Origin of the sequence: Geitlerinema sp. PCC 9228, from assembly GCF_001870905.1 — a bacterium.
In the GTDB taxonomy this organism is placed as follows: domain Bacteria; phylum Cyanobacteriota; class Cyanobacteriia; order Cyanobacteriales; family PCC-9228; genus PCC-9228.
Genome location: NZ_LNDC01000051.1, coordinates 3136 through 18165, shown reverse-complemented (window position 1 = coordinate 18165; position 15030 = coordinate 3136). Strand labels below are relative to the sequence as shown.

Sequence of the window (15030 nt, the reverse complement as noted above, 5' to 3'; positions counted from 1 at the left end):
GTGTGGCAGCGAGCGATCCCTCATATCCACCAGCTGACCGACCGCTCTATTCCCAATCTTCGCGATCGTGTGTTCCCCCGTTCGATCCTCCCTCCTCATACCAGCTGCGGATGTAGTATACGTGACAGTACTGAGAATGAAGCATCCGAAGGTATTATAACCAGGAACATTCCTCGTTGTCACACGTAAATGTATTGGGTATATCCTTTTTGTGCAAAAAAAAGGCAAACCGAGAACGTCGCGATAAACTGGAGACAAGATCACCATGCAACGTATTGTTGGCCAACATCTTATGCGGTCTGCTGCTTATGCTGTGCTGGTTTGGGGGGTCACTGCTTCCCTCGTACTGTTCGGTTCCGGAGGACGCGCGCAAGTGCCACCTCTTTTCCCAGAAAGGGAAACTGCCACCCCACCCAGTCCCAATCCCAACTTTCCCAACATCGATCTGGAAAACCACACCCATCCCTTCCCAGGGAACGATCGCGGCGAGGCTTCCCACCACCGTCCCTACACCCTAGGGGCCGGCGATCGCATTCAAATCGATATTTTTGAAGTTCCCCAATACAGCGGCCAGCGGGAAATCCTCGTCGGTGGCAACCTGCAACTGCCTCCCATCGGTACCATCACCGTGGAAGGACTGACCCTAGAAGCCGCCGCCAGCGCGATCGCTGCAGCCTACGAAGAAGCCAGAATTTTGCGCAATCCGCGAGTCACCGTTACCCTGACCACCCCCCGTCCCTTGCGAATTGGCATCGCCGGAGAAATCCAACGTCCCGGTTCCTACACCCTAGAATTCAACGGGTCTCAGTTCCCCACCCTCACCCAAGCCATTCAAACCGCCGGTGGTATCACCCAGGCAGCCGACCTGCGGCAGGTGCAAGTACGCAGCTGTTGCTCCGATGGTCAAACCATCACCGTCAACCTGTGGCAACTGTTGCAAACCGGTAACTTACAAAGCGACATTCCCCTGCGAGACGGCGACACCATTGTCATTCCCACCAGCAACCAAATCGACATCGCAGAAAGCAACCAACTGGCCGCTGCCAGCTTCGCCAGCGATCGCGCAGAACCGATAGATATCGCCGTCTTAGGAGAAGTGCGCCGTCCCGGACCCCATGCCGTAGCTGGAGAAGGCGGTCCTGGAGGCAAACCCACCGTCACCGAAGCCTTACAAGCCGCCGGTGGCATTCAACCCCTCGCCGACATTCGCAACATTCAAGTTCGCCGCACCGCCAAAAACGGTACCACGCAAACCATTCAAGTCAATTTAATGAAACTGCTACAGGACTCGCAACTGCAGCAAGATTTAATTTTACAAGACGGCGATACAGTGGTCGTACCGACAGTTCCGGAAACCAACCTAGCAGAAATCTCCCGGCTGCGTTCTGCCAGCTTTGCCCCCGCACAAACCCAACCCATCAACGTCGATGTTTTAGGGGAAGTACGCCGTCCCGGTCCCCACACGGTCACCGGTCAGGGAGGTCCAGAAGGCGCTCCCACGGTTACGCAAGCCTTACAAGTCGCCGGCGGTATTGACACCCAAGCAAACATCCGCCAAATCCAAGTCCGTCGCCAAACCAGCAGCGGCGAACAACGAACGCTAACCGTCAATCTTTGGAAACTGTTACAAGCTGAAGATACCAGCCAAGATATTGTCTTGCAGGAGGGAGATACTATCGTGGTTCCTACTGCCAGGGAATTGCGACCGGAAGAAACCACCCAGCTAGCTGCCGCCAGTTTTGCTCCCGAGACGGTGAAGATCAATATTGTGGGGGAAGTGCGGCGTCCTGGTGCCTTGCAGCTGCCTCCCAATACTCCCCTCAATCAAGCCTTGCTAGCAGCCGGTGGCTTTAACAACCGCGCCAAAACCGGTTCGGTAGATTTGATACGCCTGCAACCCAACGGGACGGTGACCCAGCGGGAAATTGCGGTGGATTTCGAGCAAGGGGTGGATGAGGAGAAAAATCCGGTATTGCGCAGCAACGATACCATTATTGTGGGTCGTTCGTTTCTAGCCAGCGTCGGCGATGTATTGGATACTACCCTAGGTCCCATCAACCGTGTCTTAAGCATTTTGGGACTGCCGGCTCGCTTATCAGATGTGGTGGACACTTTGCAAATGGATTGATTTGCGGGCATAGTAAGGAGTAGGGATCGAAGATGTTAGCTGCACCATGCTTGTTTCTGCTAGGAGAAAATTTCGATATATTGTCGCCCATGTCTGGAATTGGCTAGTAGCTTGGTTGCCTGGGGTGCAGAAGAAACGCTATCGAATTTATGACTATACGAGCGCGATCGCTGGCCAAGACTATATTGTGGATCTCATCCAAAACGGCGAACAAGCCTATTTGAGCGCTCAGGGAAATGTACCACGATCCGGCGATCGCATTTGGCTGGATGTGGCAGGTCGCACAATGCAGTTTCGCGTTATAGAAGCTGACAGCTATGACGATGCCGCCGAAACCTGGATGGCTTTGCTGCTGCGGGAGTCATAAATTATACGCTCCCAGACGCTCAAAAATGAAATTGATATCGATGGTATTGATTTTTTCTATTGTTTATGAACGCACAATCCCCTTCTCAACTGCTCAAAATGTCGGAAGCTTCTCAATTTGACGATAGCGATGAAGGTGGCTTGGATCTAGAACGGGTGCTACGAGCCATTCGCCGCCGCGTCTGGCTCATCGCAGGCAGTACTACAATTTTAGCAGCTGTGGCTGCCTACGACGCAATCACCGAAGTTCCCGTATTTCAAGCACGCTTCGAACTGCTTACCAAACCAGTGACCCTAGAAAGCCAAATTATTTCCTCCGCCAACCCGGAAACCCTCAGCAATCGCGAAGAGATTGTCGGGGTCAAAGTAGACGAAGTGAAATTAAAAATTCTTAAAAGTCCCGACGCGCTCGATCCCATTGTAAAAAAACTGCAAGACGAGTATCCCCAAATCAGTTACGGAACCATTGCCAAAAACCTCGACATCAAACAAGCCGGCGGTAACACCGATATTTTGGTGGTTTCCTACCGCCATACCAACCCGCAATTGGTCCAAGCTGTTTTGGAATCTCTCTCGCAAGCATATCTCAACTACAGCTTGCAAACGCGGCAACGGGATATCAACCGCGGTATCGACTTTTTGGAAGACCAGCTACCGCTACTGCGCAGCCGCGTGGAAGCCAGACAGCAAGACTTGCAAACCTTGCGGACGCAATACAACTTGGTGGATCCTACCACCACCGGCCAGCAGCTCTCCACTCAGGTAAGTGGTTTTACCCAAAATCTTTTGGATACCCAACTGCAGCTGAAGGAAACGCAAGCACAATACCAAGCCTTGCAGCAACAACTGGCGAATAACCCAATTACCGAAATCACCGCACCGGCTTTGAAAGAAAATACCCGCTATCAAACCCTGCTGGCGCGCTATCGGGAAATCGAGCAGCAACGAGCTGAGTCCTCGACCTTATTTTTAGAAGCTAGTCCCGAACAGCAATTGTTGCAGGACAAACAAGCCCAGTTATTGCCCCTGCTGCAGCAAGAAGGAGAACGTACGCTCCAGGAACTAGCCAGTCAAATTGACCAGTTGCGATCGCGCGAGCGGATTTTAGAAAATACCATCGAACGCCTCAACCAGCAAATCAAACAGCTGTCGGCTATCGACCGGGAGTATACGGAAATTCAACGACAGTTAAAAATTGCCACGGAAAACCTCAACCAATTTCTGACCAAACGAGAGGCGTTCCGTTTGGATGCCGCCCAAAAAGAAGTTCCCTGGCAGTTGCTGACCCCACCCAGCCCTCCCCACTCGTCCACAGCTAGTATCCGCAAAAATGCCGTTTTGGGTGCTGCTTTGGGTATGATGGTGGGATTGGGATTGGTCCTATTGCTGGATTGGTTGCGCAACGTACTGCATACGCCGAAGGAACTGAAAAATGTGGCCAAACTGCCTTTGCTGGGGGTAATTCCCAAGGAAAAAGGATTGGAGAAAGCGCCGGTGGCCCGTGCCGAAGTGGCGGCGGCACCCAGTGCTGCCATCATCCGTGCTGGCGATCCTAGCGGTCCCAGCGCTCAGTATCAATGTAGCAAGACGCTGCTGTTTTTGGAGGCGTTTCGTTCTCTGTGTACCAACATTCGCCTGTTGGGACACGATTTGTCTATTTTTTCCTTTGTGGTCAGTTCCGCAATGCCACAGGAAGGAAAGACTACGGTGGCTTTTTATTTGGCACAAGCAGCCGGCACCATGGACCGGCGGGTTTTGCTAGTGGATGCCAATTTGCGCCATGCCAATTTGCACCAGCATTTGGGATTGGACAATACCCAGGGACTTACGGAGGTCATTGCCCAAGATTTGGACCCCTATCAAGCCATCCAAAAATCGCCTTTGGAGGAAAATTTATTCGTGCTGCCAGCGGGGTCGGTTCCTCTAGATCCGGTACGCTTGCTGGCTTCCCATAAGATGCAAGAGTTGATGGATAAGTTGCAGGCGGCGTTTGATTTGGTGGTGTACGACGCGCCTTCGCTGTTGGGATGTGCTGATGCTCACCTGCTGGGCAATCACACCAGCGGCATTTTGCTGGTGGCTGGTTTGGGTCGGGTCAAAGGTCCGCGCCTGCAGGAAGCTTTGGAAGAGCTGCGTTTGGCTCGAACGCCGGTGTTGGGCATGGTGGCTAATGGGGCCACTCCCAGCCACGATGCCTGTTCCATTACGGCTTATTCCACTCCCGATACCGGTGGAAATCGGACTTCTGGAAGCTCGGAAACTTCGGAAAATGCCACCCAAAGCCATTCCCAAACCCTGCAAACGTGGTACGACCCCCAGAAATCGAGGTCAGTGGCGGAAAATCCAGTCCGGGCTTGGTTGCAAAAATGGCGGCAAAAGTAAAAAGTAAAGAATGTTTGAGATTTTGTCAAGGAAGTGTTTGCAGTAGAAGCGAAAATTTACAAAAAATTTAAAAAAGTAGGCGATCGCAACGGGGAATTATAAATTTGCAGTAAAAAAAACGATTTTCCGGAAAAACCTCTAGGAATATTTGGCTGTCTTCTCCTACAATACCTAGGTGATACGGTTTCTCCGTGGAAGTACGGAAGCTTTTTTGAACGGTATTGACCTAAAAAAAGCAACCTACGGGCAATGGTTCTCCAGACAGCTGTCTTGGAAACGTTGCTTTTACGAACAAAGGAAATTGCGTCCCCTTCTACTAGGTTCGTTTTATGGAAAGCAGGCTATTCCCCCCTGGGTCTTCCGTGCAACTACCGAAACAGCGCCTCCTTCGCTCTGGCGTAACGGCAGCACGTTTGGAAGAACAGGTGGATGCAATCGTACAATGGGCTCGGCACCGGGAGAGTCGCAACGTTTGCGTGGCCAACGTGCACATGCTCATGGAAGCTTACTGGCATCGGGCGTTTGCACGAGTTTTAGAAAGTGCCGATTTGGTCACACCGGATGGCATGCCGCTGGTGTGGATGTTGCGGTTGTTGGGATTCCCCCAGCAAGACCGCGTTGCCGGTATGGATTTATTTTTACAACTTTGCGATCGCGCCTCTCAAGAAAACCTCCGTGTCTTCTTCCTGGGGTCGCACAGTGCCGTTCTCGAACGCATGCACCAGCGTTTGCGTCGGGAATTTCCCGACTTATCCATCGTCGGCATGGAACCTTTACCCTTTCGACCCCTCACCCCCACCGAAGACCGGGAATTGGTGCAAAGAATTCGCGATCGCCAAACGCAAATCATCTTTTTGGCCTTGGGATGTCCCAAACAAGAAAACTGGATGGCACAGCATAGCCACCAACTCTCGGCAGTGACCCTGGGTGTAGGTGCCGTTTTTCCCGTATATGCTGGCTTGCACAAGCGCGCTCCCGAATGGGTGCGGCAAGTAGGTTTGGAGTGGCTGTATCGCCTCATTCAAGAACCGCGCCGCCTGTGGAAACGCTACGCCAAAACCATTCCCCCGTTTGTGTGGCTAGCCAGCCAGCAATTGGTACAAACCTGGTGGTTTCGCCGCCGTAGAGATTGCCCACCAGCATCAATGGTATCTGTTCCCCCAGCCAAACCCAGAATTGGCGAAGCCCTCCAACAAGCTGGTTTGCTCTCTACCGAGCAAGTAGAGACCACCCTCCAGCTGCAAAACCAGCACACCCAAAACCAATCTTCCCAACAACCTTCTCCCCGGTTCGGTGAAATTCTGGTCCAGAAAGGATGGGTGGAAATAGAAACCGTGGACTTTTTTGCCGTGCAGCTACCGCAACTAGCCAACCATCATCCCCAACATCCCATTGGCTACTATCTCAAATCAGCCGGCTTGCTCGACGACGGCAAAATTAACCATATCCTTCAAGAACAAGTCCACACCAGCCTGCGTTTTGGCGAAATCGCCGTACGCAAAGGTTATATCAAATCAGAAACCCTCAATTTTCTCTTACAATATATTCTTCCCGCCCAAAGTAGCGACGATTGCACGGCGGGGTATCGTTCCATGGCAGCGTAGTGGTTTTTGGGAGATGAGGGATCGGGGCGTTGGAGAAAACAAGCGATCGTACTTTTCTATCTCCTAGGCAGTACGCTCCCAATCTCTTATCGCCCGATTCCCCGTTGGGAAACAGCTTCTGCAGGCTCGACCGCATCCACCGATGGCTTGTGATTTTCTTCTTTGCGAAAGATATTGACAATGCCACCGCTAAAGCGATCGATATAGCTGAACAGCACCGGCACCACCACCAGCGTTAGCAACGTAGATGTGGAAAAACCACCAATTGCCGCGATCGCCATGGGAGAGCGAACCTCGCCCCCCGCACCTAACGCCAACGCAATGGGCATCATCCCCGAAATCGTAGAAACCGCCGTCATGAAAATCGGGCGCAAACGGGAAACCCCCGCTTCAATAATTGACGGAATCCGGGGTTTGCCTTCCCGTTGGTTGGAGCGCGTAGCATCCACCAGCAAAATAGCATTTTTGGTTGCCAGCCCCATCAACAGCACAATGCCAATCAATGCAAACAGCCCCAACTCCTTCTGGGTAACCAACAGCCCCAGCAACGCCCCACCAATGGATAACGGCAGCGCCACCAAAATGGCAAAGGGATGGAGGAAATTGTTGTACAGCAACACCAACACCGCATAAATACACAGAACCCCAAAACCCAGGGCACCGAAAAAGCGGCTAAACACCTCCCGCATAATTTCCGCATCCCCATCGGGTTTCTGATTCACCTCCGGCGGTAAATTGCGAAAAGCTGGCAAATCTTTCACCGCAGTCAGTGCCTCGCCTAGGGAAAGCCCCTGCAAATTCGCCGATAGGGTCACTTGCCGGGCGCGATCGCTGCGATCGATTTGTGCCGGACCGCTGCCAATCGTAATATCGGCAACAGTAGACAAAGGCACCAACTCTTGGGTATTGGTGGGTACCTGCAAATTGCGCAAGGTTTCCAAATCGTTGCGAAACTCCGGTGCCAGTTGCACGCGAATGGGAATTTGTCGGTCGGGCAGGTCAAATTTGGGCAAGTTCGCCTCATTATCGCCAATGGTTGCCAAGGTCACTGTTTGGGAAATCGACTGTACCGAAACCCCCAAATCCGCAGCCCGCGCTGGGTTGGGCTTGATGAGAATTTCCGGTTTCACCAAACTAGCTGTAGATTCCACTTCCACCATGCCGCTAATATCCCGCATTTGCCGCTCTATCTTGTTTGCTGATGACACCAAAGCGTCGGGATTTTCGCTGGTTAGCACCAAACTGAAATCTTTGCTGCTACCGCCAGCACCACGGGATTGGAAGCTGATGCGGGCACCGGGAATATTGGCGAGAACACGCCGCAGGGTTCGTTCGAATTCTGACTGGGAAACCGCCCGTTCGGATTTTTCTAATAAGTTTACATACAGGGTTGCTGAGTCAATTTCCTTTTGTTGGTCTCCGCCAATACTGGCAAAAACATTCGCTGCAGCTGGATGTTCTAACAATATATTACTCGCCTGACGGGCAATGCGATCGGTATCTTCCAGACGAGACCCCGGCGGCAGTTCCACCGAAACCACGCTCAAACCATCGTCTTGGCTGCCAAACAATCCCTTCGGAAGGTACGGAACCAACTGCAAGCTGCCGATAAACAGCGCTACTGCTAGCAATAAAGTGGTAATCCGGTGTTTTAATGCCCAAGTGAGCAAACTGCGGTAAGGACCGGATTGGGGAACTGGACCGTTGCAGGCTGCTGATGGTCGCCGTTTCGGTTTGAGAATATATGCCGCCAGCATCGGCGTCATGGTCACTGCTACCAATGTGGAGAATAGGGTGGCTGCAGAAACTGTCACGCCGAAGGGTTGGAAAAATTTCCCCGGTACGCCACCCATAAACGCTACTGGCATAAAGACGGAAACAATGGTTGCTGTGGTGGCAACTACTGCTAGTCCAATTTCCCGGGAACCATCTAATGCTGCCTGCCGGGATGTTTTCCCTTGCAGTAGGTGTTGGTCGATGTTTTCTACCATGCAGATGGCGTCGTCTACTAGGTTCCCTACGGCTAGGGAGAGCGCTAGCAGGGTCATGTTGTTGAGGGTGTATCCCAACAGTTTCATGACGATGAAGGTGGGGATAATGGAAAGGGGTAATGCCAAACCGGTGATAACGGTGGGTCGCCAATCTTTTAGGAAGATTCCTACGGTGATGACTGTGAGCAAGCAACCCAAAATCAGGGCGTCGATGGTGGCTTGGTAGGAATCCCGGGTGGCGTCGGCGCGGGTGAAAATTAATTGTAGCTGGATGTCTTCGGGGAGGGTTGGGCGTAAATCGGCGATCGCTTCCCGTACTCCTGATTCTACATTCACTAGGTTGCTACCGCTGCTGCGCAAAACGGAAAAGGCAACTACCTGCTGGTTAGCCCCATTTTCTTTTGTGGCATAGCGCGCCAGTTCTGTGGGGTCGGCGTAGCTGTCTTTGATGCTGGCGAGGCTTTCCAGGGTAACGCTATCGCCGTTGGGTAGGGAAATGCGGTAGTTGCGTAGGGTTTCCACGCTGGGGGCACTGCCCAGGGTACGGATGTTCTGCTCGCTAGAACCTACTGTGGCGCGACCGCTGGGGGAGTTGAGGTTAAAGGCGCGGATTTGGTTGTTTACTTCTGTGGCGGTGATGTTTAGGGCTTTCAGGCGGGTGGGGTTGAGTTCTACTAAGATTTCTCGGTCCAAACCGCCGGTACGTTCTACCTGCGCTACTCCCGAAACGGAGAGCAAGTCTTTGGCTATTTTATCGTCTACTAGATTGCTGAGTTCTTCTACGGAACGTTTGTCGGAGGTGACGGCGTAGGTCATGATGGCACCGCCGGCAAATTCTACCCGTTGTACGACTGGTTCTTCGATGTCGGCGGGCAGTTCTTGGCGAATTTGTGCGATCGCGTTGCGTACGTCGTTGGTGGCGCGATCGCTATCGGTTCCCAGTTCAAATTCAATGCGGGTGTTGGAAACGCTATCGTTGACTGTAGAGGTCAATCGGTCGATATCCCCCAAACCGGCTACCGCATCTTCTACGGGCTTGGTTACCTGAGTTTCCAATTCGCTGGGGCTTGCTCCTGGTTGGGTTACGGTGACCGATACCACTGGCAAGTCAATGTTGGGATTGCTATCGATGCCCAGTTGGTTGAAGGAGAATAACCCACCAATGGCGAGGATTAAGAATAAAACAATGGTGGGAATGGGTCTGCGAATGGATGCTGATGAGATATGAAAGTTCATGGAATGAATGGATGCATGACCAGCAATATACGGTGTAGGGGCGGTTCGCGAACTGCCCGCCCCAGACGGGAGTTACGTTATTTGGTAATGGGTTTGACGCGATCGCCATCAGCCAAGTAGGGGGCACCTTCCACCACTATGCGATCGCCCGGTTGCAAACCCGATAGAATTTCTACACGGGTGCCGTTGCTACTGCCTGGGGGACCGCTTGCGGTGAGCTCCGTCGTTGGGCTGAGGATTTCTCCTACCTCTACCGATACCGCTTTGACAGTATTGTCGGGTTGCAGCTTAAAGACTGTATTGTTGCCATCGGATTGCGGCAAAACGGCTTTCCCCGGTATGGCAACGCGCTGGGCAGTTACTGTTGCCATTTTCGCATGTAAAAACATTCCCGGTCGCAATTGCTTGGTAGGGCCGATTCGCGATTCGCCCCTAGTGGGAATGTGAATTTTGACTGTAGCTTGGCGACTTTCCGCATCTACCAAAGGGGCAATTTCGTGGATGGTTCCTTGCAGTTGCAATTGCTCAAAAGCTTCGGAGGTAATTTCGGCTGTTTTGCCTACTTGCACCTGCGGCAGTTGGGTTTCGGGAACTTTGACTTGTAGTTCCAAAAGTCCGTTTTCAATTAAGGAAAATAATTTTTTGGTATTGCTGGTTACATCTCCCACTTGCGCCAAACGTTCTGCCACTAGACCCGAAGCTGGTGCTCGTACAATGGTTTGTTCTAACTCCACCTCCAGTTGGTTCACTGTTGCTTGGGCAGATTGGACGCTGGCTTCGGCTTGAGCGATCGCTTCGACGCGGGGTCCGTTGCGCAACTGTTCCAGACGTTCGCGGGCGCGGGAGAGCTGGGCTTTGGCTTGGGCTAGTTCGGCACGGCGGTTGCTCGCCGATGTGAGAATTTCATCCAAGCGATCGCGGGCGATCGCTCCTTCATCAGCCAGTTGGCGATTGCGTTCTACCCGGGCGTTAGCCAGTTCCAAAGAAGATTTCGCCGATTCTAGCTGCGCCTCGTACCGTTCCACATCTGCTTTGGCTTGGGCAATTTCTTCTTGGCGGGTTCCCGAACGCAATTCCTGCAACGCTGCCCTTTGCCGGGCTAAATCGGCACGAGCTTTTTTCAAACGGGAACGCAACACGTCGTTATCCAAACGTACCATGACCTCCCCAGCCTGTACCCGATCGCCTTCATCCACCAAAATCTGTTCGATTTGCAAACCAGTGGCTTTGGGATAAACGGGGACCATCTCCCGCGCTTCCAATGTTCCCGTTGCTTCCAAGGTGCGAGACACTTGCATGGCTTTGGCTGTTGCCGTTGTGACCGCCACCGCCGAGGAGGTTTGGTCTTCTGAAGCCACCGCAGTGGCAGACATAGTAGGGGCCAATCGCGAATCGCCCCTATTTTGAGAAAATTGGGACGTATCCGACAGCAAAGCAAAGGTTGCTACAGCCCCAGCAGCCAGACCGGTACCAATTCCCCAAACAAAGCCACGACCAATGCCGCGCGTTCGCCCAGTACCAGGCTGGTGGTTGCTAGGAAATCGATTTTGAGATGGCGATTCGACTTGCTGATGTTCGTGGGATAGTCCTTCGTTGGCGGGGGCACTTCCCGTTGCGCCCCTATTGCTTTCGCCGCCAGCAGTTTCGCGTTGCTCGTCGCTAGAAGATGGGTTCAAAGTCACGATCGTCCTCGTAAATCTGCCTGCAAGGTTCAAAGGATTAGGCACGGGGGCACTGCCCCTACAGTGTCGGTTGCGCTTATCGCCAGCTACAACCATATCGCCTAGCTGGTGAAGGCTCCTTAAATATATTAACGTAACTTTACATAGAACCGTATTTTTCTTTTCCAGGTGTCGATCTCAAAAATTGCCTTCCCCCCCGAACTAGCAAAACAGAACGAAAATCATCATCGCTCGTCGTTTCCCACTCTCCCCACCGTTCCCCCTCTTGATATTCCCGAGTTCCTTCTTTGGAGAAATTCCCTTTGCACGCGATCGCGATCGCATTATACTGAGACCAAGACAGAGTAGGCTGTTACTAAGACAAACTGGGAGATTGGGGTTGGTTTCTCCCCACACCCAAAGCAAATTCCTTGCTCTCCTTTTTGCCGTCTGAACCACCAACGCTATCCTTTTCAAACTGGACCATGGTATTTAACGCCACTGAGATCCTCATCGACGAATTTGTCAATCGCATTCGAGAAGGCTACCGCCGCACCTACGGCGGTTTAAAACCGAACTATTCCGATATCATCGCCTGGGCAGGCAGCATGGCCCTAGAAAACATCGCCAACAGCGATGCCCTGTACCACAACGTAGAACACACCATTCTCGTTACCCTGGTGGGACAGGAAATTTTGCGCGGGCGTCACATTCGCGAAGGCGGTGTTTCCTGCGAAGACTGGTTGCACTGCATTATTTCCCTAGTTTGCCACGATATTGGCTATGTCAAGGGGGTTTGTCGCGAAGACCGCAATGGGGTTTACGCCACAGGCAGAGAAGGCGTGAAGGTATGCCTGCCCCCAGGTTCTTCCGATGCCGGGTTGACCCCTTTCCACGTAGACCGTGCCAAACTCTTTATCGACGAGCGTTTTGGCGGTCACAATCTCATCGATGCGGAAGTTATCAAACGCAACATCGAACTCACCCGTTTCCCGGTTCCCGCAGCCGAAGACCACCAAAATACCGTGAATTACGCCGGATTGGTCCGCGCCGCCGACCTCATTGGTCAATTGAGCGACCCCCGCTATCTCAAGAAAATTTGCGCCTTGTTCTACGAATTTGAAGAAACTGGCACCAACCAAGTATTAGGGTACAAACATCCCGGGGATTTGCGATTGAACTATCCCCGTTTTTACTGGAACGGCGTTTATCCCTATGTGAAAGATGCCCTCGCCTATCTGTCGCTCACTCAACAAGGACAGCAAATTATTGCCAATCTCTACTCCAACGTATTTGTGGTAGAACACAAAACAGAAGTAGAAGCCTAAAACGTAGAGCGAGGCGCGTAATTTATGAAATGGTGGCAACGGCTGAAAAAGAACCCCCTAGCCCAGCTAGGGGCAACAATTTTGCTCATCCTATATATCATGGTCCTGGGAGCGGATTTTGTCGCGCCCTACGACCCCTACGTCTCCCAGCCGGGCGGTTCCCTCTTGCCACCAACGCAGATTTATTGGAACGACCAACAAACCGGCGAGTTTATCGGTCCCCACGTTTATCCCACCCAACAAGGACCGACGGATTTAGAAACCGGAGAGCGGGAATTAATTGTCAACTGGGACGAACCATCCCCCCTGCGGCTGTTTGTTCAAGGCAGCAGCTATAAGTTTTTGGGACTGATTTCCAGCGATCGCCATTTATTTGGTACCATCGGCGCAGGCAAATTCAATCTGTTAGGCACCGACGAACAAGCCCGCGACCAATTTAGCCGCATCGTTCACGGCGGCCGCATCAGCCTCAGCATCGGTTTGGTGGGCATTGCCATCTCTTTCCCCATCGGAATGCTAGTCGGCGGCATTTCCGGCTACTTCGGCGGCTGGATCGACACCATCCTCATGCGACTGGTGGAAGTCCTCATGACCATTCCCGGTATTTACCTATTGGTCGCCCTCGCCGCCATCTTGCCCCCGGGATTGAGCAGTACCCAGCGATTCTTGCTAATTGTGGTCATCACTTCCTTTATTAGCTGGTCGGGATTGGCGCGGGTCGTACGCGGACAAGTGCTTTCCATCAAAGAACGAGAATTCGTCCAAGCCGTGCAAGCCATGGGCGGTGGGAATTTCTACGCGATCGCTCGCCACATCTTGCCCCAAACCGCAACTTATGTTATAATATCCGCCACTTTAAGCATTCCCAGCTTCATCATCGCCGAATCCGTCCTCAGCCTCATCGGTCTAGGCATCCAACAACCCGACCCCTCCTGGGGCAACCTCCTCTCCATCGCCACCAACGCCTCCATCCTAGTCCTCCATCCTTGGCTCGTCTGGCCCCCCGCCATTCTCATCGTCGTCACCGTTTTATCTTTCAACCTCCTAGGAGACGGACTCCGAGACGCCCTCGACCCCCGCAGTTTCTCCCAGTAGTTTTTTTAGGAATACCGAGGAGTGGGAGGAGGGGGAAGAGTGGGAGGAGGGGGAAGAGTGGGAGGAGTGGGGAGACTGACTGGACAGACAAGGTTTTGCGACAGAACTGGTCCCGATCTACAATAAACCTGTTTCCATTGCCCCCATGCTCCCACGCCCCCACGCTCCCACGCTCCTACGCTCCCACGCCCCCACGCCCCCACGCTCCCACGCTCCCACACTCCCACACTCCCACGCCCCCACACTCCCATGCTCTCCAAACTCCTCCACCCCCTCAAAACCCTCTGGCGTGCCATCAAACGCCTCTTCTCCCACCCCTCCCCACAGCAACCGCCAACAGAACCCGACCTACAACCCCTTTCCGACAGCAACTACGAAGCCTTATTTTTTGAACTGCTAGACGGCGTCGCCGAGAAAGGCTGGGGGGCAGCGCAACTGGAAGCACATTTGGGCAACCGGTTGCAAGACAAACACTTTCGCGGCTGGCTGCGACGCTTCGGCAAAAAAGTCACCAACGCCCCCGTTCCCAACTTAGAATTGGGGCAACGCATGGTACAGCTATCGCAAACCGGCGGTGGCGAAATCGGTAAACTAGCCGGCGACATCGGCAACCAACTGCTGCAACGCCAGCAAGAACCCCTCCAACCAGAAGACTACGAACCCGTCTTTCGCCAACTCCTGGAACGCCTCGCCCAGGGAGAATCCGCCGTCCAGCAATTTTTACAAGAACTTGCTCCCCGCGCCAGCAAGGACGATATGGCGGCTTGGCTGCGGGAATGGGGCAACCAACAGCTAGCGGCTAACGAACCCAACTACAGTCGTATTGTGCCTTTGCTACAGTTGGGGCAAATGTCTGTAGGCGAGTTGGCATCGGTGGCGCAAGAGGTAGGTACGCAGTTGCAACAGCGTCAAGAGGAAGAGGCGATTTGGGAATATGCGGGACCGGATTTGTTTTCGGTGGCGGAGAATCGGGGCAATGGTGAGGAAGGGTCGGATTCGGATGTAGAGGCTGAGGCTAAGAGTTGGTTTGACAGAGGTGTACAGCAGTTTGAAGCAGGAGATATGGAAGGAGCATTAGCCAGTTGTGACCGAGCCTTACAAATCCAACCCGATTACTACCAAGCCTGGACCAACCGGGGCGCTGCCCTATACAAGTTAGGAAGAAAGGAAGAAGCGCTAGCTAGTTATGACCGAGCCTTACAAATCCAACCCGATTACTACCTAGCCTGGAACGGACGG

Annotated in this window: 9 protein-coding genes; 7 read left to right on the top strand and 2 right to left on the bottom strand. The window is 53.0% G+C overall.

Features of this window, described 5'->3' with window-relative positions:
• The first annotated feature begins 265 nt into the window (after positions 1-265).
• From AS151_RS03715 to AS151_RS03700, 4 genes are all read left to right on the top strand, one after another.
• The gene (locus AS151_RS03715; protein WP_071515717.1) at positions 266-2128 is read left to right on the top strand and encodes an SLBB domain-containing protein; all 1863 of its coding nucleotides are present in this window, start codon (positions 266-268) and stop codon (positions 2126-2128) included.
• A 46-nt stretch (positions 2129-2174) separates the two neighbouring features.
• The gene (locus tag AS151_RS03710; protein ID WP_071515716.1) at positions 2175-2495 is read left to right on the top strand and encodes a hypothetical protein; all 321 of its coding nucleotides are present in this window, start codon (positions 2175-2177) and stop codon (positions 2493-2495) included.
• A 65-nt stretch (positions 2496-2560) separates the two neighbouring features.
• Entirely contained in the window at positions 2561-4876 is a 2316-nt protein-coding gene (locus tag AS151_RS03705) for a tyrosine-protein kinase domain-containing protein (protein WP_071515715.1), read from the top strand.
• Positions 4877-5205: 329 nt separating this feature from the next.
• Positions 5206-6480, top strand: a complete 1275-nt coding sequence (locus AS151_RS03700) for a WecB/TagA/CpsF family glycosyltransferase (RefSeq protein WP_071515714.1) — start codon at positions 5206-5208, stop codon at positions 6478-6480.
• Between the two features lie 86 nt (positions 6481-6566).
• On the opposite strand, the gene AS151_RS03695 is transcribed toward AS151_RS03700, so the two are convergent.
• Both AS151_RS03695 and AS151_RS03690 read right to left on the bottom strand, forming a co-directional pair.
• Entirely contained in the window at positions 6567-9707 is a 3141-nt protein-coding gene (locus AS151_RS03695) for an efflux RND transporter permease subunit (protein ID WP_071515713.1), read from the bottom strand.
• Between the two features lie 77 nt (positions 9708-9784).
• Positions 9785-11383, bottom strand: coding sequence for an efflux RND transporter periplasmic adaptor subunit (locus AS151_RS03690; RefSeq protein ID WP_170861304.1), 1599 nt, complete (start codon positions 11381-11383; stop codon positions 9785-9787).
• Between the two features lie 470 nt (positions 11384-11853).
• Here AS151_RS03690 and AS151_RS03685 point away from each other — a divergent pair, with 470 nt between their 5' ends.
• The 3 genes from AS151_RS03685 to AS151_RS03675 form a co-directional block, all read left to right on the top strand.
• On the top strand, positions 11854-12696 hold the full coding sequence (locus tag AS151_RS03685) for an Npun_R2479 family HD domain-containing metalloprotein (RefSeq protein ID WP_071515712.1): 843 nt from the start codon (positions 11854-11856) through the stop codon (positions 12694-12696).
• Between the two features lie 24 nt (positions 12697-12720).
• Positions 12721-13791, top strand: a complete 1071-nt coding sequence (locus AS151_RS03680) for an ABC transporter permease (protein WP_071515711.1) — start codon at positions 12721-12723, stop codon at positions 13789-13791.
• A 249-nt stretch (positions 13792-14040) separates the two neighbouring features.
• On the top strand, positions 14041-15030 hold a 990-nt coding region (locus AS151_RS03675), incomplete at its 3' end, for a tetratricopeptide repeat protein (RefSeq protein WP_170861303.1).